The 26,738-nt window shown below is 64.2% G+C and carries 20 protein-coding genes; 9 read left to right on the plus strand and 11 right to left on the minus strand.

Annotated elements, in window-relative coordinates:
• Positions 1-487 precede the first annotated feature (487 nt).
• Positions 488-2,284 (plus strand): ABC transporter ATP-binding protein, encoded by a 1,797-nt coding sequence (locus AB7M35_RS00100; protein ID WP_453956182.1) that lies wholly within the window; start codon positions 488-490, stop codon positions 2,282-2,284.
• A gap of 43 nt (positions 2,285-2,327) precedes the next feature.
• Here AB7M35_RS00100 and AB7M35_RS00105 read toward each other — a convergent pair whose 3' ends face one another.
• Both AB7M35_RS00105 and AB7M35_RS00110 read right to left on the minus strand, forming a co-directional pair.
• Positions 2,328-3,599 carry a glycosyltransferase gene (locus AB7M35_RS00105; protein ID WP_453956185.1) on the minus strand — a complete coding sequence of 424 codons (1,272 nt, stop codon included), beginning with the start codon at positions 3,597-3,599 and terminating at the stop codon, positions 2,328-2,330.
• A complete protein-coding gene (locus tag AB7M35_RS00110) occupies positions 3,596-4,996 on the minus strand; it encodes a mannose-1-phosphate guanylyltransferase/mannose-6-phosphate isomerase (protein WP_453956187.1) in 1,401 nt (466 codons plus the stop codon). The genes AB7M35_RS00105 and AB7M35_RS00110 overlap by 4 nt, the downstream gene beginning before the upstream one ends.
• Before the next feature lie 467 nt (positions 4,997-5,463).
• On the opposite strand from AB7M35_RS00110, the gene AB7M35_RS00115 reads away from it, so the two are divergent.
• From AB7M35_RS00115 to AB7M35_RS00140, 6 genes are read left to right on the plus strand one after another with little or no spacing between them, the layout of a single operon-like run.
• On the plus strand, positions 5,464-6,756 hold the full coding sequence (locus AB7M35_RS00115) for an FkbM family methyltransferase (RefSeq protein ID WP_453956190.1): 1,293 nt from the start codon (positions 5,464-5,466) through the stop codon (positions 6,754-6,756).
• Between the two features lie 4 nt (positions 6,757-6,760).
• The gene (locus tag AB7M35_RS00120) at positions 6,761-7,414 is read left to right on the plus strand and encodes a NeuD/PglB/VioB family sugar acetyltransferase (protein WP_453956192.1); all 654 of its coding nucleotides are present in this window, start codon (positions 6,761-6,763) and stop codon (positions 7,412-7,414) included.
• Complete coding sequence (locus AB7M35_RS00125) at positions 7,411-8,448, plus strand: glycosyltransferase family 4 protein (protein WP_453956194.1); 1,038 nt, start codon at positions 7,411-7,413, stop codon at positions 8,446-8,448. Before AB7M35_RS00120 ends, AB7M35_RS00125 begins: the two co-directional genes overlap by 4 nt.
• A complete protein-coding gene (locus AB7M35_RS00130; protein ID WP_453956197.1) occupies positions 8,445-9,479 on the plus strand; it encodes a glycosyltransferase family 4 protein in 1,035 nt (344 codons plus the stop codon). The genes AB7M35_RS00125 and AB7M35_RS00130 overlap by 4 nt, the downstream gene beginning before the upstream one ends.
• Complete coding sequence (locus AB7M35_RS00135) at positions 9,476-10,780, plus strand: glycosyltransferase (protein ID WP_453956200.1); 1,305 nt, start codon at positions 9,476-9,478, stop codon at positions 10,778-10,780. Before AB7M35_RS00130 ends, AB7M35_RS00135 begins: the two co-directional genes overlap by 4 nt.
• 54 nt (positions 10,781-10,834) lie before the next feature.
• Positions 10,835-11,917 (plus strand): DegT/DnrJ/EryC1/StrS family aminotransferase, encoded by a 1,083-nt coding sequence (locus tag AB7M35_RS00140; RefSeq protein WP_453956202.1) that lies wholly within the window; start codon positions 10,835-10,837, stop codon positions 11,915-11,917.
• 275 nt (positions 11,918-12,192) lie between these two features.
• On the opposite strand, the gene AB7M35_RS00145 is transcribed toward AB7M35_RS00140, so the two are convergent.
• The 9 genes from AB7M35_RS00145 to rfbF all read right to left on the minus strand — a co-directional run bounded on the left by AB7M35_RS00145 (position 12,193) and on the right by rfbF (position 24,122).
• The gene (locus AB7M35_RS00145; RefSeq protein WP_453956205.1) at positions 12,193-14,199 is read right to left on the minus strand and encodes a hypothetical protein; all 2,007 of its coding nucleotides are present in this window, start codon (positions 14,197-14,199) and stop codon (positions 12,193-12,195) included.
• A 289-nt stretch (positions 14,200-14,488) separates the two neighbouring features.
• Entirely contained in the window at positions 14,489-16,096 is a 1,608-nt protein-coding gene (locus AB7M35_RS00150) for a hypothetical protein (protein ID WP_453956208.1), read from the minus strand.
• Positions 16,097-16,167: 71 nt separating this feature from the next.
• Positions 16,168-18,276 (minus strand): DUF6311 domain-containing protein, encoded by a 2,109-nt coding sequence (locus AB7M35_RS00155; protein WP_453956210.1) that lies wholly within the window; start codon positions 18,274-18,276, stop codon positions 16,168-16,170.
• 197 nt (positions 18,277-18,473) lie between these two features.
• On the minus strand, positions 18,474-18,923 hold the full coding sequence (locus AB7M35_RS00160; protein WP_453956213.1) for a GtrA family protein: 450 nt from the start codon (positions 18,921-18,923) through the stop codon (positions 18,474-18,476).
• A gap of 4 nt (positions 18,924-18,927) precedes the next feature.
• A complete protein-coding gene (locus AB7M35_RS00165; protein ID WP_453956216.1) occupies positions 18,928-19,956 on the minus strand; it encodes a glycosyltransferase family 2 protein in 1,029 nt (342 codons plus the stop codon).
• Between the two features lie 52 nt (positions 19,957-20,008).
• The gene (locus AB7M35_RS00170) at positions 20,009-20,935 is read right to left on the minus strand and encodes a Gfo/Idh/MocA family oxidoreductase (RefSeq protein ID WP_453956219.1); all 927 of its coding nucleotides are present in this window, start codon (positions 20,933-20,935) and stop codon (positions 20,009-20,011) included.
• Positions 20,936-20,940: 5 nt separating this feature from the next.
• Entirely contained in the window at positions 20,941-22,173 is a 1,233-nt protein-coding gene (locus tag AB7M35_RS00175) for a class I SAM-dependent methyltransferase (protein WP_453956222.1), read from the minus strand.
• Between the two features lie 75 nt (positions 22,174-22,248).
• On the minus strand, positions 22,249-23,388 hold the full coding sequence (rfbG, locus tag AB7M35_RS00180) for a CDP-glucose 4,6-dehydratase (protein ID WP_453956225.1): 1,140 nt from the start codon (positions 23,386-23,388) through the stop codon (positions 22,249-22,251).
• Positions 23,352-24,122: a glucose-1-phosphate cytidylyltransferase gene (gene rfbF, locus AB7M35_RS00185; RefSeq protein WP_453956227.1), complete on the minus strand. Its 771-nt coding sequence runs from the start codon at positions 24,120-24,122 to the stop codon at positions 23,352-23,354. The genes rfbG and rfbF overlap by 37 nt, the downstream gene beginning before the upstream one ends.
• 289 nt (positions 24,123-24,411) lie before the next feature.
• On the opposite strand from rfbF, the gene AB7M35_RS00190 reads away from it, so the two are divergent.
• Together AB7M35_RS00190 and AB7M35_RS00195 are read left to right on the plus strand one after the other, a co-directional pair.
• Positions 24,412-26,025, plus strand: a complete 1,614-nt coding sequence (locus tag AB7M35_RS00190; protein WP_453956230.1) for a hypothetical protein — start codon at positions 24,412-24,414, stop codon at positions 26,023-26,025.
• Positions 26,026-26,226: 201 nt separating this feature from the next.
• Positions 26,227-26,667, plus strand: coding sequence for a GtrA family protein (locus AB7M35_RS00195; protein WP_453956231.1), 441 nt, complete (start codon positions 26,227-26,229; stop codon positions 26,665-26,667).
• The last annotated feature ends 71 nt before the right edge of the window (positions 26,668-26,738 follow it).

The following is a 26,738-nucleotide window of genomic DNA, read 5'->3' on the forward strand; positions in this document are numbered from 1 at the left end:
TTCTGGAACTGCGTCGACGCGCGCGAGAGACAAAATGCCGTTTCCGACCGTGCGGTCGAGGGAAGTGCGTACCGGAGGATACGATGGACGCTTTCACAAGCCATAGAGGCTTTCTTGTCAAGGTCGCCCGGCCGCGGGGCCGCCGATTTCAAGCGCGTGCCGGGGGCGGCGCTTGACGCTCGTAGCCGGACGTTCTAGTCGATCTCGGCTGTCGGCGCGAGACGGCAGGCCAGACTGGCCGCACGATCGCGCATGGCAACGGAGCCGACCGCCCGAGACGGGACCATGATTGCGACCCTTCGCAGTCAGATCGCATATTACGTCAGCGCTTGACGGGTGGCCGACGCAGTTGGGCCGCGATTGAGCTGCAGGAACACCTCCGAGAGGTGGCGCGTGCGTCGATTGCCATTTTCGCTCTGCGGATACGAAGGTTTCTCGCATGTTTTCAACTGACACTCGGGGCCGGTTGCCGCACTGGCTCGGACGGATGCTGAAGATTCCGACGACCGGCGACGCCAGCCTGTTCGCCGGCATCTTCAAGCACTATTTCCGCGTCTTCTGGAAGAAGTACGTCATCATCTTCATCCTGATCGCCCTGGTGTCCGGCACCACGGCCGGCATCGCCTGGATGGTGAAGGACGTCGTCGAGACCGTCTTCGTCAAGCAGAGCGCCCCGCTGATCCTGCCGCTGTTCTTCGCGATCGTGACCGTCTTCGTGGTCCGCGGCGCGTCGCTCTACGGGCAGAGCGTCCTGTCCAACCAGATTTCCAACTCCCTCGTGGCCGACATCCAGAAGCGGATGTTCGACCATGTGATGAAGCAGCGGATCTCGTTCTTCTCGCGTTACAGCTCCGACGACCTCCTGATGCGGTTCAACCAGGGCGCGTCCGGCTTCAATTCGATTCTCAACCAGGTGCTGGTGAACGGGCTGCGCGACGTCGCGACGCTGGTCGCGCTCTTGGGCGTCATGCTCGTGCAGGATCCGTACCTGACGATCTGCTCGTTCCTGGTGGCCCCGATCGTGTTCTTCGGCGTCAGCCGGCTTCTGAAGCAGATCAGGGGCCTGGTGGGCGCCGAACTCGCCGGCTACCAGTTCCTCAACCGCCAGGTCCGCGAGACGGTGCAGGGGATCACGGTCATCAAGGCGTTCCGCCTCGAGAAGCCGCTGCTTGAGGAGAGTGACAAGATCATCGAGGGCCTGCGCGAGCAGAAGAACCGGATCGCCGCCCTCAACGCGGCGCCGCTTCCGCTGCTCGACACCGTGGGCGGTATCGCGGTGGGCCTGGCGATCCTCTATGCCGGCTGGCGCCTGACCATGGGGGCCTATTCACCCGGCACCTTCATGTCGTTCCTGACGGCGCTTCTGCTCGCCGCCGACCCGGCCCGCCGCCTGAGCCAGATGCGGGTGCAGATCCGCACCGCCCTGATGGCCGTCGAGATGGTCTACCAGCTCCTGAACGACCACGACTTCGAGGACAGCGGCCCCATTCACCTGGCCCCGGAAACCGGCAAGATCATTCCGGAGGACACCTCCTCGGCCGTACCGGCGATCGCCTTCGAGAACGTCAACTTCCGCTACGGCGACGGCGGGCTGGTCCTCGACGGGCTCAACCTCGACATCCATCAGGGCGAGATGGTCGCCCTGGTCGGGCCGTCGGGGGCCGGCAAGTCGACGCTGTTCAAGCTGCTGATGAAGTTCTACCTGCCGCACGCCGGGACGCTGCGCGTGTTCGGCCACGATGTCGGCCAGCTCGACACCGCCAGCCTGCGCGACGCGATCGCCTTCGTCGGCCAGTCGAACTTCATCTTCTCGGGCTCGCTCAAGGACAACCTGACCCTGAAGAACCCGGCGGTGCCGCAGTCGCGCGTCGAGGAGGCGTGCGAGGTGGTCGGGCTCCACTCGTTCATCCAGGGGCTGCCGCAGGGCTACAACACCGATGCCGGCGAACTCGGCACGCTGATCTCGGGCGGTCAGGCGCAGCGGCTCAACATGGCGCGCGCCATCATCCGCGACGCGCCGATCCTGCTCCTCGACGAGGTGACGTCGGCGCTGGACGCCGACAACGAGCAGCTGATCAAGGACTACGTCCGCTCGCAGGCGAAGAAGAAGACGATCATCGTCATCGCGCACCGCCTGTCGACGGTGAAGGAGGCCGACAGGATCGCGCTGGTCGACAGCGGGCACGTCACCGACCTCGGCACCCACGAGGAGCTCGTGAAGCGCAACGAGTACTACAAGCGCATCGTCACGCTGCAGTTCGAGATGGGGGAGGCGGCCGAGTAGGCCGTGCCGCACCCCCACGAGATGCCGTAGAAGCGAGGTGGGGTCAGCCGATCGCCTGGTCGGCGTAGTCGCCGGCCACCTGCCGCCAGCTGCGCAGGTGCGGACGGGCCTCGGCGAGCGCGTGGCGCCGGGCGGCGAGCCAGCCGGGCTCGGTTGCGGCTTTCAGGAGCAGCGCCGCCAGGGCGTCCGGATCTGCCGGGTCGAAATAGTCGGCGAGATCGCCGCCCACCTCGGGGATCGAGGTGGCGCTGGAGGCGATGACCGGCGTGCCGAGCCACATCGCCTCGCCGACCGGCAAGCCGAATCCTTCGTAGACACTCGGAAACAGAAGCGCCTCGGCGCCGCCGTAGAGCGCCTGCAGCGTCGCGTGGTCCGGCTGGTCCACCAGCCGCACGTGGCGGGCGATGTCGCCGTAGCCGCCGAGCCGCGCCAGGAGGGCCGCGGCATCGGTGCCGACGCGCCCGGAGAAGACGAGCGCGGGCATCCGTTCGGCCGCGCCGCGCGCCGCCAGGCGACGATAGGCCTCGCACAGCAGCTTGCCGTTCTTGCGGCCCATGGGGCTGCCGACGGAGAGGAAATAGGGGGCGTCCGGCAGCGGCGCGGGCTTCGAGCCCGGCGGTGGCGCGCGAAACTCGTGGGCCAGCAGGATCGCCGCCTCGGGCGCAACCGACGGGGCGAGGTCGCCCCGGGCGATCGCGGCGAGCGCGTCGGTGCGGGTGTGGTCGGAGATGGCGATGAAGCGCGCGCCGGCGGCGCCGAGCGCCCGGTAGGAGTCCTGGTAGGCGCGCCCGAAGCCCGCCGCGACCCCGGCGGCGTCGCCGACGAGCGGAATGGTGTCGTAGAGGACGGCGACGATCGAGACGGTCGGGTGCAGCGCCCGGGCGCGCAGGCCCACCCGGCGGGCGATCTCGAAATTGGCGGCGGTGAGCAGGACGCCCCCGTCGAGATCGACGGTGTCGCCGACGGCGGTGCCGGGGCGGCCGGGGCGCAGCGCCCGGGCGGCGCCGGCGACCGCCTGTTCGGCCTCGTAGAGCGCCCGCTTGAGGCCGCGGTACTTGCCGAGGCTGCGGACCTTCGGAAGCAGTCCGAGCCGCTCCCTGACGGTGTCGGTGGCGTAGAGGTGCTCCAGCTCGAACGCCCAGGGGGCAACGCTGCGAAACCGGCCGGTGAGGGGATTCAGCACCACCGCGGTGGCGCGGCCCGCCGTGACGAGCTCGTAGGCGAACTCCAGGCAGGTCCGCTGGACACCGGTGAGTTCCTCGGCCTTGCGGCCGAGGGCAGAGACTTCTGTAACGTCGACGAAGAGCGGCGTCATTGCCGCCCGAAATCGTCCTGGATGCGGACGATGTCGTCCTCTTCCAGATAGGCGCCGGTCTGCACCTCGATGATCTCGACGCCGATCTTGCCCGGGTTGGCGAGGCGGTGCACCTCGCCCATCGGGATGAAGATGCTCTCGTTCTCGCGCAGGATCTTCGTCTCGTCGCCGACGGTGATCTCGGCGGTGCCGCGGACGACCACCCAGTGCTCGGCGCGGTGGAAGTGCTTCTGCAGCGACAGCTTGGCGCCGGGCTTCACGGCGATGCGCTTCACCCGGAAGCGGTCGCCGATGTCCATGGTCTGGTACCAGCCCCAGGGACGGTAGACGCGGGCGTGCTCCGCGGCCTCCGAGCGCCCTTGCGAGGCGAGCAGGCCGACGAGCTGCTTGACCTTCTGGGCCTGGCGCATGTCGGCCACCAGCACCGCGTCCGGCGTCTCGATGATGGCGAGGTTCTCCACGCCGACGGCGCAGATCAGGCGGCCGCCGGAGCGGATGATGGAATCCTTGGAATCGAGGACGACCACGTCGCCCTCGGTGGTGACGCCGTCGGTGCCCTGGTCGGTCGCCTCCCAGAACGCCTTCCAGTCGCCCACGTCGGACCAGGAGAACGCCACCGGCACCACGAACGACGACTCGGTCCGCTCCATGACGGCGTAGTCGAAGGAGATGGCCCGCGCCTTCTCGAAGGAGGGGCCGAGAAGCATGAAGCCGAGGTCGTCCTCGGCCTCGTCCACGGCGGCCAGGATGGCGGCGTGGGTGGCCGGCTCCAGCCGCTTCACCTCGTCGAGGAGGGCGGCGGCGCGGAAGCAGAACATGCCGGCGTTCCACAGGCAGCCTTCGTCGATCAGCGTCGCGGCGGCGTCGGCGGAGGGCTTCTCCAGAAAGCGGGCGATCTTGAAGGATCCCTCGGGACCCTCGGCGCCGGGCGCGATGTAGCCGTAGCCGGAGGCCGGGTAGGTGGGCTTCACGCCGAGCGTGACGATGCCGCCCCCGCGGGCGACGTTCGCGGCGATCTCGGCGGAGGCCGCGAAGGCGTCGACGTCGGTGATCAGGTGGTCCGACGGCATGATCAGCAGGATCGCGTCGGGATTGTCGCGGTGGGCGACGGCCGCGGCCGCGGCGATGGCGGCGAGCGTGTCGCGGCGGGCCGGCTCGAGGACGATCTTGCCCTCGATGCCCAGCTCCTGCAGCTGTTCGCGGATCAGGAAGCGGCCGTCGGCGGAGGCGAGCACCACCGGCGTTTCGTAGAGCGGCGAGCCGGCGACGCGGCGGACGGTGTGCTGGAACAGCGATTCCTCGCCGAACAGCGGCGCCAGCTGCTTCGGCAGGTCTGCCCGCGAAAGCGGCCAGAGCCGCGTACCCGATCCGCCGGACAGAATGACCGGAACCACCATTTGCAAATTCTCCCGCCTTGCGCGATTTGGCCCCTCTACTCTTTCCATTCGCCGCACGTGTCAACGGTATTGCGCGTCGGCCGGCATCCGCCCTGCTCGATTGAGCCGGTCGTTATACTGACGGGCCCAAGGCAGAACACATGGCCGGTCCGCCGACGCAGGCCGGCAGCTGCGGTATTGATTGCCGACCGCGGCCGGGGAGGGGCTTTGCATCCAAAAAAATCTAGACTACACCCCATCCTCCGATGTTCGTCATCGGGTGGTGATGCGCTGCCTTCGCGGCATCCTTGACGTTGCCACAGGCTGGGGCATACCGAGAATCGGACGTAAATCGAGCTGGTTTCGCGTGTTTCGCCGGCCGATTTTCCGCGTTTGACTGAAACGCATCGATGCGGGAAGTGTGAGAAGGCCAAGCCTAGCAAGGGCGACCTCAGGCCCTTCCATGGCGATCATACGTTGGAGACTTCATGGCCAGCCAGAGTTCGAAGCGTCGGCGCAGTCTGCTGAGCTGGATGCGTAACCCGCTTCGTTCTCCGTTCCGGCGACGTGTCGCCAAGGCCGTCGACCAATCGAACACGGCACGGCTTATCGAGAGCATCAACCATCGACTCGCGTTCATGGCCCCGGGGGACGACCCGGACGCGCTCATGAATGTCGGAAGCCGAGAGGACGCTCGTGCGCTCATCGTGCATGAGCTGAACACGATCCTGCCGCGGATCGAGATCTTTCGGGCCTTCCGCGCTGCGGGGGCCGAACAACAAGCGAACCCTCTCGAAGATCTCGTCCGCCGGATTGAAAAACTTCAGCTGACGGTCGACGCGATCCGGCTTGAGCAGGTCAAGGAAAACCATCTCGGCCGCGATATTCAGGCCTTCTTGACCGACATGCGTACGAACGCAGGGCGGTTCGATTCGATCAACGAGCGGATGGATCACCTTCAGGCGCGCGTCGACGGGGTCGCGCGACGCGTTGCCGTCCCGCTCGACGATACCATCCTGGTGCGCACAGAGGCCGGATACATCCTCGTGCCGATGGAAGATCCTGCGCTCGTAGCGATGCTCGTGGAGGCGTCGGAGTACAGTGAAGCGGGAATGATCGCCGTGGCGCGGAGCCTCGTCGCCGATGGTGACACGGTGATCGACGTGGGAGCCAACATCGGCCTGGTTACGCTCCCGCTGGCCCGACAGGTCGGTGAGTCAGGACGCGTGATCGCGGTGGAGCCGTCATCACGGTCAGCGACGCTGGTTGAACGAAGCGTCTCACTCAACGGTCTTTCCGGTCGGGTCACAATCGAGCGATGCGCCGCGGGCGCCGATGATGGCGAGGCGACGCTGCACATACCGACGATCTGCGGACAGGCATCACTTCTCGATATTCCGGAGGATGCCAGGACGGAGACGGTTCGCGTGCGCACGGTGGACGCGCTCCTGCCGGCCGGTTCCCCGGTGAAGCTGGTCAAGATCGACGTTGAGGGGTTCGAGCTTGAAGCATGGAGAGGAATGGCCCGGATCGTCGAGGAGAACGATGATGTCGCCGTCATCGTGGAGTTCGGGCCGTCTCACCTGAAGCGGTCCGACACAGCGATCGAAGACTGGCTCCGTGAGTTCACGCTTCCGGGATTCACGGCTTACGAGATCAATGAGTTCACCGGGGCCATTCGCGAGCTTCGTTCTGTTCGCGAACTGGCGCGTGTCTTCACTCTGAACCTCCTCCTTCTGCGGCGACCCGCCGGGGACTACCCGCAGCTAAACATGGAGTGACGAGGTGGCCTCCTCGAAGGGCGTGCCGCAGATCGTTGTTCTCGGGGCCGGGCCCCACGCGAAGGTCGTCCTGGAGGCGGCGATCGCCGCAGATCTCGGCGAATTCGTCGGATTGCTCGATCCTGCCGCGGACGCCCGGCCGATCCTTGGTATCCCGGTGCTCGGAAGCGACGAACTTCTTCCAGAACTGCGCGCGAGGGGAATAGACACCGTCATCCTGGCCGTCGGCCACAATGCTGCCCGTGAGCGCCTCGGTCGGGAGGCCAAGAGACACGGGTATCAACTGCCTCCGGTTGTCCACCCCTCGGCCTTTCTAGCGCCGAGCGCGCAGATCGCGGAGGGTGCGGTCGTCATGGCGCGTGCTGTTGTCGGAACCGATGTGAGTGTCGGAGATTTCTCTATCGTCAACACAGGCGCCATCATCGACCACGATGGCGTTCTGCAGTCTGCGGCTCACGTCGCGCCCGGATGCGCGATAGCCGGTAGCGTTCGGATCGGCGCAAGGACCTTGATCGGAGTGGGTAGCAGCATCAGGCCTGGAACACGGATCGGCATGGATGTCGTGGTGGGTGCCGGGTCAGCCGTGGTCTGCGATATTGATGCCGGGTTCATCGTCGGCGGAGCACCGGCACGGCCGTTGCGAGCGATGAAAGAATGAAGATTGGACTCGTCTCGTCGATGGTTCCGCTCGTGCAGGGCGGCTACCGGTTCATCGTGGAATGGCTCAAGGACGAACTCGTGGCCCGTGGCCACCAAGTCGATATCGTCTATATTCCGAACACCGACGATCCCCACAATCTGATCTCGCAGTTTGCGGCGTTTCGGATGATCGAACTGGACACGCATTTCGATCTCGTCGTTACGTTTCGGCCCCCTGCCCACATGGTTCGTCACCGTCGCAAGGTGGTCTGGTTCATACATCACATCCGGCCTTTCTACGACCTTTGGGACACTCCCTACCGGGCCGTGGACGACAGCATCCCCGGGCGGGCGATCCGGGATGCCGTCATTGAAGCCGATACGGTGGCCCTGAAGGAGGCGCATGCCGTCTTCACCAACTCCGAAACGGTCTCTGCGCGGCTGAGGCGGTTCAACAACCTGGGCTCGGAAGTTCTCTACCCGCCTCTGCGCGATCCGCAGAAATTCCGTGCTGGCGGGTATGGCGATGAAATCGTGTCGATCTGCCGGTGCGTTCCTCACAAGAGGCAGCATTTGCTGGTCGAGGCGCTCGGCCATACCAAGACACCCGTCAGGCTTCGGCTGTGCGGTGAGACTCTGGATGCGGAGTATCTTCAGACCATCCGCGAGATTGCCGCGCGTCACGAAGTGTGGGACCGGCTTTCCATCGAGGCGGACTGGATCTCGGAGGAGCGCAAGGTCGAGCTCCTGGAAAGCGCCCTGGCGTCCGCCTACCTCCCGCTGGACGAAGACAGTTACGGTTATCCGACGCTCGAGGCTGCACACGCCCGGAAAGCAACAATCACCTGCACCGATTCCGGAGGCGTTCTGGAGTTCGTGCGGGATGAGCGCGAAGGTTTGATCACGGCTCCGGATCCCGAGGAGATCGCGGGCGCATTCGATAGACTCTATCTCGACCGGACCACAGCGGAGCGTTTTGGCGGAGGAGCAAACTTGCGCGTGGCAGAACTTGCGATCAACTGGGACCACGTCATCGACCGGTTGTTGGCATGAACGTTCTCGTCTTGACCACCAAGGTGCCCTTCGTTTCAGGCGGAGCCGAAGAGTTGCGTGACCATCTGGTCCGGAATCTTCGATTGGCTGGCGTCAATGCGGAAGCTGTCAGTCTGCCGTTCACCTGGGAACCGGCCGAGCGGCTGATCGACGAAATGCTTGTGGCGCGAAGTCTCCGCCTGGCGAACGTCGACCGGGTCATTGCGCTCAAGTTCCCGGCCTACCTGGCGATGCATTCGAACAAGGTTGTCTGGCTGCTGCATCAGTACCGGCAGGCTTACGACCTCCTGGATGCCGGGCAGAGCAACATTCCCGATTCCGAGCGCGGTCGGCAGATCGTCGAGGCGATCCGTTCGGCCGACACCATCGGGCTCGGCGAAGCGCGCGCATTGTTCACCAACTCCCCGACGACACAGCAGCGCCTGAGGCACTACAACTCGATCGAAGGAAACGTGCTGCGGCCTCCATTGAACGACCCGCACATCTTTGCGGCGGCGGAGCCCGAGGGTTACATCGTCGCCACCGGGCGCATCAATGACGCGAAGCGGCAACATCTCCTCGTGTCGGCGCTTCGGCATGCTCCGAAGGTCCGCCTGGTGGTAGCTGGCCCGCCGGATTCGGCCGATGATGCCGCGAAGCTGAGATCGCTTGCCGCCGAACTGGGTGTCGGGGATCGATTGGTGCTCGACCTGCAGTTTCTGTCGCGTGGCGATCTGGCGAACTGGGTGAACCGCTCGATCGCGGTGGCCTACCTCCCGTTCGATGAGGATTCCGTCGGATACTGCACCATGGAGGCCTTCCAGGCGGGCAAGCCCGTGCTCACGACTACCGATTCCGGCGGCGTGCTGGACATCGTCCATGACGGGGTGTCGGGCTACGTGTGCGCCCCGACGGCCGAGGCGCTGGGGGCGGGGCTGTCGCGGCTCGCCAGCGACGGCGCCAAGGCGAAGGAGATGGGGGCAAACGCGCGGGCCATACTCGATCGCGAAAAGCTGACCTGGCCGGCCACTATCGAAGCATTGCTGTCATGAGCGCCCTCCGTATCGCCTGGATCTCTCCCTGGAACACGAAGTCGGCGATCGCGCAGGTGACGAAGGACGTCGCCGATGTCCTCATCGAGTGCGGGCAATCGGTTACCATCCTGCGATCCGAAGTGCTGGAGGCACGGGATCTCGGTCTGTTGGCCTCTGATATCCCCTCGGTCAGCCTCCAGGACATCTCCGACGGCGAGATCCGTGATCAGTTCGACCACGTGCTCGTGAATGTCGGGAACAATTACCCCTTCCACGGCGCGATCATCGATCGGCTCTACGAGCTCCGGCCGATCGGGATCTTCCATGATGTCTTGCTGCTCGGTCTGGCCGCAGGCTGGGCATACCGTCCCGGCGGCAGAGGCGACGCTGACCTGAGGGCGCTCATCCGCCGGGCGTATGAGAGCGACCTGCTTGGTGACGACGAGTCGCTTTCGGACTGGGCGGCGATGGAGCGCGCCGCGGCGATGCGGCCAATGACGGAGTGGATCGCGCGTCAGTGTTCCGGCGCGGTCGTCCACGCCGAGCACTATCGCAAGCGCGTCGATCAGGCCTGCGCCGGTCCCGTCGTGAAGATTCCGCTCGGGGCGGCCTATCCGGACATGCCGCCGGTTCCCCAGTGGTGGGGCCGGCTGACGATCGCCTGCATCGGGCACGCGAACCCCAACAAGCGGATCGACCAGTTGCTGCTGGCGGTCGCCGCGTCCCCGGTCCTGCGAAATGTCTGCCGGATCCGGGTCATCGGTCCGACGGAAGAGGGCGAACGGCGCCGGATGGAAAGGCTGGCGGCCACGCTGGGCGTCGACCGCCCGGAGTACACCGGATGGGTGAGCGACGAGGAACTGCGCTGGCAACTGCGCGACGTGGACGTCATCTCCTGCCTGCGGTCGCCGGTGTTCGAAGGGGCCTCTGCGTCGCTGATCCTCGGGATGGCGTCAGGCCGGCCGACAGCTGTTTCGAGCCATGGCTGCTATGTGGATCCGCCGGACGAGATGCTGATGCACTGCAGGCCCGGCAACGAGGCCCTCGACCTCATGCTTCACCTGGAGCACTTTCTCGACGATCCGGAATGGGGTCTGAAGCTGGGCAGGCGCGCCCAGGACTACGCCAGGACCCACATGAGCCCGGCAGCCTACGCGGACGCACTTTTGGCCTTCCTTAGGTCAAGTCCGCAAGCTAGGACACGCTCGGAATCGTTGGTCGCAGTGCGCGCGTTGGCGGAGGGGCTCAAGCTTCCCTGGAACGAACCGGGCCTGCGCCGAATGGAAAGTGTGGTCGCGGAATTGACCAGCGGCACGTGAAAGTCGGGTGACATGGCTTCTGAAACGAAAATCGCCGAGGGCGGGGCAACGACCATGATTCCGGTGTATCAGCCGGACCTGTCTGGAAACGAGAAGCAGTACGTATCCGAATGCATGGATACGACGTGGATCTCCTCGCTGGGCGCCTTCATCGAGCGGTTCGAAGCGGACCTGGCGGAGCTCACGGGGGCCGAAGAGGCCGTCTCCGTGTGCAATGGGACGGTGGCCCTGCATCTGGCGCTTCACTGTCTCGGTGCGGGACCTGGCGACGAGGTCCTTGTTCCGACGTTCACCTACATCGCCTCCGTCAACACGATCGCGCAGACGGGGGCCACGCCGGTATTCGTCGAAAGCCGGCGTGACGACTGGCTGATCGACCTCGAAGACCTCCGACGCAAGATCACGCCGCGCACCAAGGGCATCGTGCCGGTTCATCTGTATGGTGCGGCGTGCGACATGAATGCGATCATGGAGATCGCCCGCGAGCACGACCTCTTCGTCGTCGAGGACTGCGCCGAGGCGCTGGGCACGACGATCGACGGGCAGCACGTGGGGACGTTCGGCGACGTCGGCACGTTCAGCTTCTTCGGCAACAAGACGATCACCACGGGAGAGGGCGGCGCGGTCATTGCGCGGGATCCGAAGGTGGCCGCGCTGCTGCGCCAGACCAAGGGCCAGGGGCAGTCGCTCACCAAGCGCTACTGGCACGACATCATCGGCTTCAACTATCGGATGACCAACATCGCAGCCGCCATCGGCGTCGCGCAGATGGAGCGGTTCGACGAGATCTTCCACCGCAAGCGCGAGCTCGCATCCCTCTACCGGGAGAAGCTCGGCAACCATGATCTGGTCTTCCAGACCCGGCAGGACGGCGTGATCGCGTCGGACTGGATGGTGAGCCTGCTCCTTCCCGAGGGGACAGATCGGGACGTCGTCATGCGCGAGATGAAGGAGCGGGGCATCGATACGCGGCCTGTGTTCTTCTGCGCCCACGAGATGCCGATGTACCGGATGGACGGAAGCTTCCCCGTTGCCAGCGACATTGCCCGGCGCGGCCTTTCCTTGCCCAGCTATCCGAAGCTTACCGACGACCAGGTCGAGATGGTCTGCAGCCAGCTGATCGATATCGTCTTCTGATCGAGTGATGCGCTTGAGCTGATCGACCGTGCTCGGTGGGGCATCAGTCCCGCCGGGCGACCTGGCGCCTCCAACGCAACCCGTTCGGCAGCGCCTCAGGTTCATGGCCGGTGGCCGGGTGTCGATGGCCGTTCCTCCGCGCGGGCGGGCTCCCGAGGATCCCTAGCAGGCCGCTGCTCTCGGCCGGTCGCCGACGACCAACCCCGCAGAGAGGCCGTTCCCAGCCGCGCATCGGGGCGTTGGTCGTGGCAAGGTCGTCCCGGAGTTCATTCCACCTAGTCGGGCTGAGAAGTCTCTGGCGGGCGCGGCTTCCGCGTCAGATACGAATAATGCAGGGTCGGCGAGGAGTACTGCAGATCGTACTGGCCTTCGAGCCAGGCGGGCTCGATCAGCCTGGCTGCAAAGGCTCCTTTCGACATCGGCTCATCGCCGAATTGAACGAAAATCTTCTGCGGACCGCGTTCGACAATGGCGTCGATCTCGCTCTCCATATCTATCTTGAGAAGCCGCTCGGGGTGGCTGTAGCCCGCCAGAGCGGGGAGGGTGCCGGTCCCGCCATACAGGGTGGCCGAGTTGAGGCCGAGAATCACAACGCGTTCCCCGGGCGTCGTAAATCTCCGGATCATCTCGACGTCGGCCATAATCGAATCCGGGCTGTCGCGCCGGTGCATCTCGCCGTAAATGAACTCGGGTTGGGCGCGATTGCGGACGGCGAACGAGAAGGGGACGGCCGCGATGAGGCCTATCGTTGCCGCGACCAGTGTTCGCTGGAGCGCTGAGGGGGTCTTCAGCGCGCGGCTTGCCAGAAAGAAAGCCAGGACGCAGCTCGGCCATGCGACGAGCCGCAGGACGAAAACGTGGGAGCGTCCGAAGTAATAGAGCATCAGGCCGACACCCATGAACGCCAGGACCGCCGCCGCCTCCAAGGCGCGGTCTCGTTCCGTTCCTTTGAACGCTGCCGAAGCCGCAACGAAGAACACCAGCAAGAACGTCGTCATCACCAGCACCCAATACTCGCTGGGGCCGGACAGCGGAATCATCGCAAATCCGGAGAGGGCGAACAGTCGCTGGTAGCGCAGGAGACTAGTAAGCGTGGGTTCGATGCCGGACTTGAGCAGCAGATAGAAGCCGGCGAGGAGAAGACCCACTCCGACCGCAGCAAAGAAGAGGAGGGTGGGCGCCAACCGCGTTCTGAGGCGCTGAAGGGGGCGCGCCCACTTCCCGCCGGTGAACCCGCCGAGAAACACCATCGCCGCCATTCCAAGGGTGACCGCCACGCCGGAATCCAGGTTCCAGAACATCGCGACCGCGGAAAACGCGCCCAAAGCGCATATGCGAAGGGGAGAGATGGTATCCGCGTCGATGCGGACGAACAGCCAGAATGCGATGGCGGGAAAGATAACCCTGAGAGGGTAATAGGCGAAATAGGGATCAGGCGACCCATAAAACAAGATCATCGCCGACAGGAACAGCAACCATACGGCCAGGGCCGCCAAGGCGGCAGGGGAGGTAATAATCCGTCTCGATGCGTCCAATATCAGAGAGGCGGAGACGACGAAAAGAGCGCCGAACGAGACCGTGATGACAAGCGGAGTCGCGCCAAATGTTTGAATAATTGGAGATATGAACTCGGGGTAGCAGCCATATTGAGGCTGGATGTCGATCAGGCACGTGCGCCCGCCGGATATCTGGACCAGTGAATAGACAACTGCCTCGTAATGGGAAAAGAAATGCGCCTGGTAGGTGATCTGATCAGTCGTGAATATTCGAAATGCCAGCTCGTAGGCGCAAAAAGCCAATACGCCCAGGATGAAGACCGCGAATGATATCTCGGATGTGCGGCGGATTGGGATGCAGAGCAGAACGATAAGGACGAAAAAGAGAATTGTGGCCGGAGATCCCGCCGCATTCTGAATTGCCGACAGTACAGATCCGTTGATTGCGGCGAATGCTATGCCGGAAACGAAAAGCGCCGCCCAAACGGCTTGCACATTGATGCGGCTTTTCGCTCGGACAGAAAATGCTGCAGCGGCCGCGATGGCAAGGCATGCAAGGCCGATCGCAACGGAAACGTACATGAAGTGATCGCGCGGCTCGGGATGAAGTGCCGGCCGGTTAAACTCGAGAAACACTTCCGCGATCTTCTGGTCCACGCTCGTCGGGTTTGCCGGTGCGAGCATCCAGACCAAAATTACGTAAGCGAAGAAGACGAAGCATAGCACAAAGGGAAGTGCGATAGAAAGTATATCTCTCTCACCTTGGCTGTCTGGCTGGGACTTCATGCCATGTTTCTCTCAGTCGTATAGCTTCAATGGTTGAAATTGCTGCATGGTGATGTTGAACCCGGCGCTGCCAGAGAGCTGACTCTCATCTGAGGCGCTGCAGGCTTGGTTTTGCCTGCCGTGGCAGAGGCAACGGGCACCTGAATGAGTGAGCGTCGGGCTGAGCGGTGCTGTCGAGGACGTATGTGAGATGCGCTTTTCGCGCCAGAAAAATCGCGCTGGCCGATACCTTCTGCGGGACCACGAAGGATGACCGGACCCTCCGCGGCGATCGGACAAGGGCCGGAGACTAACTGGCCGGTTCTTTTCTCCGATAGATCTCGAAGTGTCCGAGAGGCTGGTCACTGACCTCGATCAGGTCATACCACTGACCGAAGCGCGGTCCAAAAGGATTGAGCGGCGTGATGTATTGGTCGGACTGGATGACGACCAGGCTCGGTCGGTGGTCAGGAGGGTCGAAGAAGGCGCCGCTGATCGCCAGTCCCTTGGGATTCATGGTCGTATCCAGCGGGAAGACGGCCATCATCTGGGGGCGGGCCGGCGTCGCCAGGATGAGACCGTAGAGGCGTCCGACGAACGCGATTCGTCCGTCGGCCCCGATTTGCGGGGTGACTTCGTTCTCCATCCACCGGATCGCTTCCACCTGATCGGATTGCCCACGCAGCCCCGCGAAGGCGCCGGTGTGAACCCGGACATCCGGCAGGCCCGTACCAGGCGGAGTGCCATAATAGAAGGTGAGGGATGTGGCCAGGACCGCGGCGACCGCACCTGCGCCGCACAGCGTGGCCGGCCACGAGAACCGGCTCGTCGAGCGGGTGACGGTGTAGGTCGACATGATCGCGGCCGCCACCGCTCCGATGGTGAAGTTGTAGATGCCGTTGAAGGCGGAAACCATCGTGATCGCCCCCGCAAAGAGGCTTGTCACGTAGATCAAGCCGATCGCGCGGTCGCTGACCTGCGTTGCGCGCGGCAGCTTGAGTGCCAACCCGAGGCCAGCAAGCGCGAGGACGGTGACGACGTCATGTGACCGGCAATAGAGAGCGGTCGGACCCGCGAAGAGACCCGCGAGGAGCGCCGTGATCGCGAGGCTTGCGAGGGGCGTTCCCAGTCGTTCCCGGAGAAGCCCGACCGCTGCGGCGAGGCAGCATACGGCGACGAAAATCGGGTGGCCGCCAAGGACGGTGAGCGCGAAGTCCAGCTTGCGGCCAAGCCCGCCGACGTCGTTGATCGCCGCAAGATAGGCGAAGCTGTCCACGACCTTGCCGGGCGAGAGCGCATAGGCGACGAGCGCCCAGCCGACGATCTGGACGGCTCCCGTCAGGCAGACGTAAGCCAACAGGTCCCGCTTGGGACAGCGCGTCAGCCAAAGCAGCAGGAGACAGGCGACCAACGGGAGGAGAAGCGACGGATAGGCCGTGGTGGCCACCCCCCATCCCACGGCGGAGACGAAGCCCCACCAGCCCGAGAGCCGCTCCCTGACGAGGTCGAGACCGAGAGCCGCCAACGCAATCCCAAGCCCCTGGGAGCCCAGCGTGTTGTAGGACACCGAGGGAAGGCCGAACGGGATGAAGGACAGGAAAAAGGCCGCCCCCAGCCACGCTTGAAGCGGGGGGATGATCTGGAGAAGAAAGCGGAGCCAGACAAGCGCGGTGACGATCGAGCCGACGAGGAAAAGGATGCGCAACTGGATGACGAGGCCATCCGTGGAGCCCACGATCCACGTGGAGATTCGCAGCGGCAGATAGGCGGCCAGAAGCGCGGTTTGATGGATCGTCGTCAGCGTGCTGGTGGCAAACCCACCCTTCAACCAGTCGTCGACGAAAAGCACGTAGTAGGCTTCGTCGCTCAGATCGATTCCCAACGGCAGTCGCCAGGCAAGAGCGACGACAATCGCCAAGAACACCAAGGCGCCGACGGCCGACCCGCGGGGGCTTAGCGGGAAGCCGCGCGGACTTCCCGGCATCGTGCTCACTGCTGTGACGTGCCCGGTTCGATCGTAATCGTCTTGACCGCCAATCCAAGCAGACGGGGATCCGGGCCTGCTCCGATGTCGCGCGGCGCCCGCACGACATCCTGGCGGAGCGAGATCTCGATCGACTGCCCCGTCAGGCTTTCCGGAACGTCCAAGTCGCGTTGTGTCCAGCCTCCGGTATCGAACGTCCAGGATGCGAGTTCCTGTCCATCGATCGCGATGTTGACCGTCCGGCGCGGGAGCGCCGCCGCAAGGAAGGGATAGACCTCGAACTGGAGCCTGATCCCTCCCGGATGCCGGGGCAGCGTCAGGCGCAGGGTGGCGCTTTCGCCGTCAGTCCACGTGAACGGGCCATCTGATGTTCGCCACCAGCCTTTCGCCGCGTATGCTTCCCAGTTGCCGTCCTCCGCGAAGCTGATGACATCGCCGGGACCCGCATCGCCAAGGGCAAAGCCGCTGAGCCGCTGCAACTGAGGTAAGGGCAGCTTCGAGTCGGCGGTCCAGTCCGATGCGCACATCACGCCCCGCGCAGGAGCGATCTCAAACTCGCGACAACGGGCCCGGAGGTCCGCGTCGCTGCTCGCGAACGCCGCACGGAACGCGACGGGAGTGAGGAAAATATCAATCTCTCCGTCGCGAAGAACCTCCGACGGCATCCGCTGCTCTTCGGCCGAGCAATCCTTCATCTTGCGAACCGTGATGGCCGAGTTGCTGCTCTGGTGCGCACGCGCGCTGGTGATCTGCAACTGCCAATGGGCCTTTCGCTTGTTCGAGCCATCCCCGCCGGGGTCGCACCAGAAGGATGGATACAGGCGCATCGTCTCGTAGGAGTCCATCAGCTCCTGAAGCCCTGCGTATTCGAGCGGGACCTCCGCCGGCGTGTGGGCAGTGGTCTCGACAAAACGCCACGTGTGGCTGGCCTCCGCGACGTACGCCCCCGCCGCGAGGACAGTCATCGCAATTCCGATCCTGCCGAAGTTGTGGATGCATAGGGCAAAGGCGAGGGCGATGATCAGATAGCCGATCGGCCAGAAGAGCCTGCCACCGGAGCGCGCCAACCCGACGATCGGCAGGGCCCAGTCGGGCAGGGTGTACTGGAAGAGCACCTCGTTGCCGAAGGCCCATCGGTTGGAAAGTGAGTAGGCGATCAGCACGAGGAGAATTGCGACCAGCGGCCAGGACCGTCCGATGCCCCGGATAACCTGCGCGGGTCTCGCGACGACGACAATGGCCAACAGCGCAAGCGCCCCCAAGCCGAGATAGAAGTCGCCCTCCCACCAGATCCGGATCAGCTCATTGTTCGGGAACAGGACGCTCTGCGGCGGGATGACGAGGCCGCCGAGATTTAGTCCCAGGGCGGAGTAGGATGACATGTCCGTAGGCTCAGCCACAGAGGCGGCCCAGAAATAGCCGGAACTCCAGGCGGTGAGCCCGAGCAGGGCGGTGAACGCCAAGCCCGCTCCGATGACCGAAACGAAGCGCATCCGCCCGTTCCACCAGAGCGTCACCAGAGCGGCACCGAACAGGAGGGCAATCGAGACGGCCAGATAGGCAAATATCAAAAGCGCCATGACGGCCAGCGCCGCCATCCAGCCAAGGATCAGCTTCCAGTTCGCATCTGGCTTGGTCGCGGCGACGACGAGCGCCATCGCGTAGATCACGAAGAACTGGCCGAACAGGGATACGTGTCCGAACCGGGTGAGGAAGGCATAGGCAAGGACGGCGACCACCGACAGCGCCGCCAGGACGAGCGGGCGCCTGGGGGTGATCTGGCGCATGAGGAAGAAGAAGGAATGCGCCTGGAGAACGAAGCAGAGAAAATACCAGAAGCCGATCAGGTTCGGTGCTGAACCCGTGATCTCGCCGATAACGCGCGCAATCAGGGCGAGAAGGGGCGTGCCTCCGAAGAACACCGCGTTGGCGCCTTCCGGCATATTGACGTTCGGAAGCGAGAGAAACGGAAAGCGCCAGGCGTCATTGGCGATGAGGACGTAGCTCGACTGTTCGGCCGCGAAGTCGCCGATCGGAACCGTCAGAAACGGTGCGTGGACCGTGAGTGTCTGCAGGCCGAGCAGCAAGAAGAAGACCGCAGCGCCGACCGCCATTGCAGCAACATGAGCCACCAGAATTGATGGCCCACTGCCCACTGCGCCGCCAGCAAGCTGTGGGGGGCGATGGTCAAGGTCACTTGTTGTACCCGATCGTGACACTTGGCGCATTCCTTTCAATCTCGCGTGGGCAACTTGACCTTTTCGACCTGGTCAGTCCGTGGCTTCGCAAGGCTTCATTTTCGAATCAGAGTTCATGGATGCTTTGATGCGCCGTAGTCTGTCGGATCCCGGAATACAAACCGAGCATTGATCAGATACGATACGATCACGACAACTGGAAGGCTGATGGCTTGTCCGATCAGCGCTGAAATCCCGACTGCAAGCAACAGGTTCAGGACGACGAGGTTCAAGGCGAGTGCCACGCCATACGCCATGATGAACGGAAGCAGTGCGCGCAAGCTCTTGTTGCCGAAGACGATTCGTCCAGTGGTGAAGAAGTTGAAGATTATGCCGATGATGGTGGCCGCGATGACCGAAAAATTGTGGTGGTGCGTCAGCAAATAAAGGAGAGCGAAGACGGAATAGCCGAATATCGTGTTGACGACACCGACCAAAAGGAAGCGCACCAGGCGCTGGTGCCGGATGATGAGGGCGCGGACGGTCTGATGGCACCTCGCAGCAACGCCTTGCGCTTGTTTCATGGTGCTAGTCGTCGAAATTGATGCGCTCGCGCTCGACAACGATCGGCTTGCGGCGGACCTGATTGAAGATCGCGATGATGTATTCACCAATCACGCCGATGAAGAAAAGCTGGACACCCCCAAAGAAGAACAAAGCGGCAATGATGGTCGGCACGCCGCTTATCGCTTCGACGAAGCCGAACAGCGTCAGGAACATGACGAGAAACGCATAGATCACGCTCAGTACGGAGATGACGAAGCCACACAGGAGGGCGATGCGCACCGGGGCTCCGGAGAAGCTGACGATGCCGTTCAGGCCCTGACCGAACATGTGCGACAGGCGGTTGCGGGATTTGCCGTGCTTGCGGGCCCGCCAGGTGTACTTGATCCCCTTGGAGCGGAAGCCGACGTCGAACGTCATGAGGCGCATGAACGGCTGCGCATCCTCGACGCGCTTCATCGCTTCATGGACCTTGCGGTCGACCAGCTGGAAGTCGCCCGCGTCCGGAGGGTAGTCGACATAGGTCAGTCGGCTCAGTAGCCGGTAGTACATGCGCCGGGCGGTCTTGATGACGACGCCTTCCTCGCGTTCCGCCCGCATCCCGTAGACGATCTCGTATCCATCTTCCCAATGCCGGACGAACTCCGGGATCAGTTCGGGGGGATCCTGCAGGTCGACGGGCAGGAACAGGAGCACGGCGTCGCCGCTCGCCGCGAGCACGCCGTTGTAGGTATTGCGCAGAATGCCGAAGTTTCGGGAATTGACGATGACCTTTATCCGGCGATCGTCACGCGCATACTCCTTGAGGATTTCGAGGGTACGATCGGTCGAGCAGTTGTCGCAGAATATGTGCTCGAATGTATAGTCAGTAAGTTGTTCAGAGAATATCTTTCGAACAGTTTCGATGCATTCGACGATGCTGTCTTCTTCGTTGTAGAACGGAGTGATGATGCTGATTGTTTTCTTGGGGGCGGCAGCGTCACCGATCGGAGGGGCGCCTCCGATGCTTCGGGAGCTCGCTTCGGAGGAGGAGATGGGGGCCGACGGCGACATCGCGAGTTATCCTGAATGCTGTCCGGGTGCAGTGTGACCGCAAACCTGGCGATCATGAGTTGCGGACGGTCGTGGCTTCAATGGCGGCCCAGAGGTCGACGGAGCGGGTATACCAGTCCGGCAGCTTGGGTGGGGCGGCTTGGGCGAATTCGCGGCAAAGGCCGGTGAGAACGTCGACACGCCGGTCCAGCGCCGATGCCGGCGCTTCGTCGAATGGATCGCCGAGCGAGACCGCGAAGGCGGCTGAACCCGGCTTGCTTTCCGCCATGACGCTAAAGCGGGTTTCCGCCGCCTTGCTGTCCACCGTCAGGCCGCAGGGGGGGAGGCCGGGACCGCGCAATCGTGCCTGCCAGCGTTCGTCGTCGTCCTCTTCGGACGATCGGATGGTGCTCCACTCGACGTCACGATAGCCGAGTTCGGCAAGCAGGGCGATGAGATGGATGGCGTAGAAGCGGACGACGCCGCCGCCCTGGCTGGGTCGCCGCTTCCACGTCTCCAGCTGGGTCCGATAGTGGTGCGCGTTGAAGCGCCAGTCTATCGAGAGCGGTTTCGCCGGGTCCGCGGCTGAGAGCCAGCCCCGTACCCGCTCAGCCCAGGGGGTGTAGCGGAAGGTGAAACCGACCCGCGTGTGCTTTCCGGCCTCCCGCAGGTCGACAAGCAGCTGTCTTGCCTGCCGGGGGTCGGGTGCCAGGGGCTTTTCCAGCAGGAACCGGTCAATGGCCGGATAGGTCGACAACGCGCGTCGGACGAGCTCGACCTGATCGGCCGGACGCCGGCCGACGATCAGCGCGTCACATCTGCCGAGGACCTCCTCGTCGTCCCGCGCCCAGTCGACATCCTTCGCGAAGCGGCCGACGTCCTCCCGAGCCTCGAGGGTCGCCTGATAGCGGCGAGGCAGCACGACGGTGTCCGCCAGCCCGGCGACGGCAGGCAGATAGCCGTAGAGGCCGAAGCCCGATCCGAGGATGCCGACCTTCATTGGCTTCAGGCGAAGTCCGCGCTCGAGATGATGTCGATGAGTTCGCCCCTGTAGCCGCGCCCGCGCATGTAGCTCTCGATCTCACCGGCAATGTGCCAGGCCATGTTGATGACCGGCCCTTCGGCGGTTGCGGCATCGAAATCGTCGTCGGACAGGATCGGGATCCGGGTGCCGGGGACGAAGTGCCCGATCTTGCCGGAAGCGGGCTTCTCGTAGACCGCCGAGATCATTGTCTCGTCGAGTTCCAGCAGCTTGATCGGAATTGCCGAGCGCCCCGGGAACGCCTTTGCGGCGATGGGCCCGTGTTCGGCGACGGCAGCCTCGATCTGCTTGCGCTTGGCGGCCTTCCAGACCTGGATGTCGTTCTCCATCTTCTTCAGGGCGTTTCCGAAGCCCTGCTCGCGCGGATGAACTTCATCCCAGCGGTCGTGCTGTCCGGTTCCCGGACGCATCATGACGCGGATGTTGCCGCCGTAGCGGCTCGGGAATTCGACCTTGGCGATCCTGCGCTTCAGCGACTCCGCCATGAAGGCGAATGAGGTGTAGCTGTAGGTGCGCGGGTGCTCATGATAGAAAGTGTCGAACTGATTTCGCTCGATCACCGCGCCCAGATAGTGGTTCTCCACCACGATCGCCGTCTCGTCGTGCGAAAGCGCCAGCAGTGAGCGGATGACGGCCGGCAGATCTTCGATGTGGGCGAAGACGTTGGTGAAGGTGATGATGTCCGGCTTGCCGTGGCGTTCGACGAAGGCGGCCGCCACCTCTTCGGTCAGGAATTCGTTCATGACCTCATGGCCCGCCGCGCGCGCATCCTCGGCGGCACCGGTCGGCTCGATGCCGTAGGTTTCCGCGCCATGCTCGCGAAAGATCGAAAGCAGGCTCCCGTCGTTGCAACCGACGTCCAGGACCTTCTTTCCCTGCAGCGAACCGAGTTCCGCGCCGCAGGCCTCGACCAGCGTGCGCATGCCGTTCAGCACGTCCGCGGTGTGGCGGGAGCGATAATGGTAGGTGGAGGGAAACAGCTCATGCTTCGGCACCTGGAAGTGCTGATGGGCCGTGATGCACTTGCTGCAGAAATGAATCTCGATCGGGTACTCGCGACACGTCCGATCTTCGCCGACGCGAACCAGGTCGTCGCACATCGGGTGCTTGCCAAGGTCAAGGACCGGTTCCAATTCCTGGCTGCCGCACACCTCGCAATGCGTGATTTCGTGAAGTCGGCTGTTCATTCCGTTCATCCCTCAAAGCGATCAATCGCAGGCGGTGGCGGCACGATGCAAGGCATCGGTAATAGTGGCCTCGGCGTGAGGCGTCTAGCCGGACGGTGAGGCGGTGCTGGAGGTCGGTGCAGCGGGCGCGTTGGCCTGACGCAGGACGTCATTGATCTGGTCAATCGTGAACCGCCGCATGTCAGCGCCCGTGTTGCACGCGGCGTACCAGGAAACGGTCATGTCCAGCGCGTCCTCCAGCGATAGCAGGGGCCGCCATCCGAGCCGGGCGGCGGCCTTGGTGCAGTCGAGCTTCAGGTAGGCGGCCTCGTGAGGGTGTTCGCCTCCGTCCTGTTCCCACCTGGCTGTACCACCCCACTTGCGCGCAAGATTGTCCACGATATGTCGGACGGGCACTTCGCTCTCGGCAGCGGGTCCGAAATTCCAGCCCTCTGCGAAGGCGTCACCCGCGGTTGCGAGATGTTCTGCGAGACGAAGGTAGCCGAGCACGGGATCGAGAACGTGCTGCCAGGGCCGAACGGCTGCCGGATTGCGGATGCGCAGCGGCGTGTCGGCTATGAAGGCCCGCATCGCATCGGGCACCAGCCTGTCCGTCGACCAGTCTCCTCCGCCGATGACGTTGCCGGCGCGACCGCTGGCGATGTGCGCGGTGTTCGGCCGCTGGAAAAAGCTGCGGCGGTAGGCCGATGTGACCAGCTCGGCGCAACCCTTGCTGTTGCTGTAAGGGTCGTGCCCACCCATCATGTCAGGCTCGCGATATCCCCACAGCGAGCCGACATTCTCGTAGCACTTGTCGCTGGTCACGACCACGACGGCCTGCAGGTCCGGGGCTTGCCGGGCAGCTTCCAGGACGTGCACGGTCCCCATGACGTTGGTCGCGTAGGTGCCGACCGGATCCTCGTAGGACGGTCGCACGAGCGCCTGGGCAGCCATGTGCAGGACGATTTCCGGGCGTGCGCGTTCCATTGCGGTGCGGACGACGTCGAGGTCACGGATATCCCCGACGGAGTGCGACATGCCGTCCGCCGCGCCCGTCACCTCGAATAGGCTATCGGTTCCGTCCGGCGGGAGAGCCAGGCCGTACGTTTCGGCGCCCATTTCGGACAGCAGCAACGATGTCCACGAGCCCTTGAAGCCGGTATGTCCGGTGAGCAGGACACGCCGGCCGCGCCAGAAGGACGGGTCGATCACCATTGCTTCCACTTCGCCCGACCCGACGTCCATTCTTCCTCGAGAAACTGGCGGTCGCGCAGCGTGTCCATGGGGTGCCAGAAGCCGTCGTGCACGTAAGCGCGCATCTGATCTTCACGGGCGAGCGTCTCCATCGGCTCCCGCTCCCAGATGGTTTCGTCGCCCTGGATCAGATCGCCGACCGATGGGGAAAGAAGGAAGAAGCCGCCGTTGATCCAGCCGCCGTCGTCCTCGGGCTTTTCCTGAAAGCTGGTGACCCTGTCCCCCTCGATCGAGACGGCTCCGAATCGCTTGGCCGGACGAACCACGGCCACGGTCGCCTTGCGACCATGCGCCTTGTGAAACTCCACTTCCTTGCCGATGTCGATGTCGCCGACGCCGTCGCCGTAGGTGAGGGCGAAGAAGGGATCATCGGCGACGTAGGGAAGAATCCGCTTCACCCGCCCGCCGGTCATCGTCGTGTCACCCGTGTCGATAAGGGTGACCCTCCACGGCTCCGCAGACTCCCGATGTACTTCCATCCGGTTTTCGGCCATGTGGAAGGTGACATCGGACATATGCAGGAAGTAATTCGCGAAATATTCCTTTATCGCATAGCCCTTGTATCCGAGGCACACGACAAAATCATTGAAGCCGTAGCTGCTGTAGATCTTCATGACGTGCCAGAGGATCGGCCGTCCGCCGATTTCGACCATCGGCTTGGGCCTGACACTTGTTTCCTCGGCAAGCCGCGTACCTAGGCCGCCGGCCAGAATGACCACCTTCATGAGATACCTTCTGCGCCATTGATCGCCGGCGAGGGTGTGTGGCAATCAGGCTGCAAGGTCAAGCCCGACGGGCGGTGGCCGTGCCTAATCCCATCTTGTTGCCGAGCGATGCAATCCCAAGCCTTTCGCTTTGCGCGCGAGCCTTGATAAAGCTGCTCGCGCACGCGAGCGACAACTCGCATCGTCGCGATACCGGGACCTTACCTGAGAAATTGCTCCGGTACGGTCTTTCATCCCGTCCGGCTGCTCATAACAGTACCTTGGCCCGGCATAGCCATCGGTTTGTCTCATGCGTTCAACGCCCGCCCTGCACGACCCGCGCTCCGGCACGACGTCCACCGAGTGGATCGTGCTGTGCGTCTTCCTGCTGGCGATCTTCGTGCTGTGGCAGACGACCTACATCTCGTGGAAGCCGGTGCCGGGCAACAATCCCGAGTATCCACTCGGCTGGTGGGGCTGGTTCGACCAGGGCAACTATCTGCGCTCGGCGAAGGCCATCCTGGAGTGGAACCTCGCGCCATCGGAATACTACTATCCGCCGCTCTACCCGCTGATCGGCGCCGCCTTCGTCCCCGTCTTTCCCTACCACGCCTACTATTTCGTCGACCTCGCCGCGACGATGGGCTTCTTCCTGCTGTTCGTGTTCACCACGCGCCGCTACATCGGCTTCTGGCCGGCGGCTGTGGTGGGCTTCACCTTCCTGGTGGTGTTCAACGTCGTCCGCCTGCAGTGGGTGATCCCGTGGACGAGCACCGTTTCGGCGGTGATCGTCGGGGCGTCGCTGCTGCTGCTCGACCGCTACGACCGCGCCCGGCGCGAAGGGCGCTGGGGCGTCCGCGCCCACATCCTCAACGCCTATCTGTTCGGCCTCGTCTGCGGCCTGCAGCTTCCGCTCCGGCCCGGCGACATCGTGCTGATGGCGCCGGTGGCGCTCGGCTACGGCGTGCTGGTGGCGATCGACCTCTTCGCGCGCGACCCGCTGCGCCGCCGCCACGCGGCCCTTGCGGCGGTGGCCGGCATCCTCGGGCTGGTGCCCGGCGCCGTCATCATGTTCGGCTTCAACCTGCTCGTCTTCGGCGACCTGCTCGGCGGCTATTTCGCGCTGTCGGTGTCGCGCGGCTTCTATTTCGGCGACTTCTTCGAGAAGCTGTTCTCGCTGGTGGTCGCATCGCACCCGCTCTATGTCGAGCGCGGCGCCGACTGGCTGACGGAATTGCCCATCAACGCGCTCTGCCTCGGCTTCCTGCCGGCCGCGGCGCTGTTCGCCCGGCCGCTGGTGTTCCGCCTGACGGCGATCGCGGCGATGTTCCAGATCGTCCTCTACTTCTCCTACGGCGACGCGCTGCCCACCGGCACGTTCCGCTACAACAACATCCACTATTTCAAGTGGATGCTGCCGTGGATCGTGGCGTTCGCGGTCTATTTCGCCGTCCGCGCGGTGGCCGATACCGGCACGGCGCGGCTGCAGGCGCGGGTCGGGCTGGCGACGGGGATCGTCCTGACGCTGCTCCTGTTCAGCGTCAACATCGACCCGGTGCCGCGGCCGGCCGCGTCCATCGAGGCGACGGGCGAGGGGGGCGTGGTGCTCACCTTTGCCGACGGTCCGCCGCTGGAGTACATCGATTTCGACGGCACGCCGGCGGACTGGACGGACGTCTATTTCGAGAACCGCGCGGTGGTGCGGGTCGATGGCGGCGCGCCGCTGGAGAATTACGCCGAGTTCCGGATGTTTCCGCGCAAGGACGGCATCCGGCTGCTGTTCATCCGGCCCGTCGATCCGAAGACCGTCAGCGTGACGTTCGGGGTGGCGATGACCCACGCCGCGCCGCTGGACGCGGCGAGCGTGCATCCGGTGTCGGCACGCTTCGTGCTGGACCTTCCGTTCGCCAGCCACTGGCGCTGAGCGGGTGGAGGCACCCGGCCGGCGCACGGCGGATGCGGGAAAGCGCCGTGTCGGCAGGTCCGCGCGGCGCCCGCGCGCGTATCCCGTCTGAACCGTCGCCCTCGACTTGACGGATTTGGCGGCATTGGTAGGCATCCGATCTCTCGCGCACCGGACCGGGCGGGGTTCGATTCGCAAAGCCCGTTTCTGGAGTTCGCCCGCATGACCGTTTCCCCACCCGATGCCGCCGAGCGTCCGGCCGACGGATCGATCAGCGGGCTCCGGCGGATCTTCCGCTTCCTGGTGACGGGTGGGATGGGATTCCTGGTCGACGCGGGCGTGCTGAGCCTCGTGCTCGCGGTGACCTCGATCGGGCCGATCGGGGCGCGCTGCATCTCGTTTCCCGCCGCGCTGCTGGTGACCTGGCTGCTGAACCGCTCGTGGTCGTTCGGCGACCGGGAGCGGCCGCGGCTCAGCAAGGAGCTCGCCGGCTACGTCGGCCTCCAGGTGGCCGGCTTCCTGGTCAACTCGGGGATCTACGTGGTGTTGGTGACGGGCATCGGCGGGGTGGCGCTGCCGCCCGTGGTGGCGCTGTTCTTCGGCTCGGGCGCGGCGGCGTTCCTGACGTTTGCCCTGATGAACGCGCGCCTTTACGGCCGCTAGCGCCGGCCCCGGTCAGACCTGCTCGATCCGGTCGGAAAGGCCTTGCTCAGCGCTGCGGTTGCCCTTCGCGT

Source organism: Amorphus suaedae, from assembly GCF_053629675.1.

Excerpts from the sequence above, each read along its gene's own strand:
- AB7M35_RS00100 (WP_453956182.1), top strand. The coding sequence starts at position 488 with ATGCTGAAGATTCCGACGACCGGCGACGCCAGCCTGTTCGCCGGCATC.
- AB7M35_RS00105 (WP_453956185.1), bottom strand. The coding sequence starts at position 3,599 with ATGACGCCGCTCTTCGTCGACGTTACAGAAGTCTCTGCCCTCGGCCGC.
- AB7M35_RS00110 (WP_453956187.1), bottom strand. The coding sequence starts at position 4,996 with ATGGTGGTTCCGGTCATTCTGTCCGGCGGATCGGGTACGCGGCTCTGG.
- AB7M35_RS00115 (WP_453956190.1), top strand. The coding sequence starts at position 5,464 with ATGGCCAGCCAGAGTTCGAAGCGTCGGCGCAGTCTGCTGAGCTGGATG.
- AB7M35_RS00125 (WP_453956194.1), top strand. The coding sequence starts at position 7,411 with ATGAAGATTGGACTCGTCTCGTCGATGGTTCCGCTCGTGCAGGGCGGC.
- AB7M35_RS00130 (WP_453956197.1), top strand. The coding sequence starts at position 8,445 with ATGAACGTTCTCGTCTTGACCACCAAGGTGCCCTTCGTTTCAGGCGGA.
- AB7M35_RS00135 (WP_453956200.1), top strand. The coding sequence starts at position 9,476 with ATGAGCGCCCTCCGTATCGCCTGGATCTCTCCCTGGAACACGAAGTCG.
- AB7M35_RS00140 (WP_453956202.1), top strand. The coding sequence starts at position 10,835 with ATGATTCCGGTGTATCAGCCGGACCTGTCTGGAAACGAGAAGCAGTAC.
- AB7M35_RS00145 (WP_453956205.1), bottom strand. The coding sequence starts at position 14,199 with ATGAAGTCCCAGCCAGACAGCCAAGGTGAGAGAGATATACTTTCTATC.
- AB7M35_RS00155 (WP_453956210.1), bottom strand. The coding sequence starts at position 18,276 with ATGGCGGTCGGCGCTGCGGTCTTCTTCTTGCTGCTCGGCCTGCAGACA.
- AB7M35_RS00160 (WP_453956213.1), bottom strand. The coding sequence starts at position 18,923 with ATGAAACAAGCGCAAGGCGTTGCTGCGAGGTGCCATCAGACCGTCCGC.
- AB7M35_RS00165 (WP_453956216.1), bottom strand. The coding sequence starts at position 19,956 with ATGTCGCCGTCGGCCCCCATCTCCTCCTCCGAAGCGAGCTCCCGAAGC.
- AB7M35_RS00170 (WP_453956219.1), bottom strand. The coding sequence starts at position 20,935 with ATGAAGGTCGGCATCCTCGGATCGGGCTTCGGCCTCTACGGCTATCTG.
- AB7M35_RS00175 (WP_453956222.1), bottom strand. The coding sequence starts at position 22,173 with ATGAACGGAATGAACAGCCGACTTCACGAAATCACGCATTGCGAGGTG.
- rfbG (WP_453956225.1), bottom strand. The coding sequence starts at position 23,388 with ATGGACGTCGGGTCGGGCGAAGTGGAAGCAATGGTGATCGACCCGTCC.
- rfbF (WP_453956227.1), bottom strand. The coding sequence starts at position 24,122 with ATGAAGGTGGTCATTCTGGCCGGCGGCCTAGGTACGCGGCTTGCCGAG.
- AB7M35_RS00190 (WP_453956230.1), top strand. The coding sequence starts at position 24,412 with ATGCGTTCAACGCCCGCCCTGCACGACCCGCGCTCCGGCACGACGTCC.
- AB7M35_RS00195 (WP_453956231.1), top strand. The coding sequence starts at position 26,227 with ATGACCGTTTCCCCACCCGATGCCGCCGAGCGTCCGGCCGACGGATCG.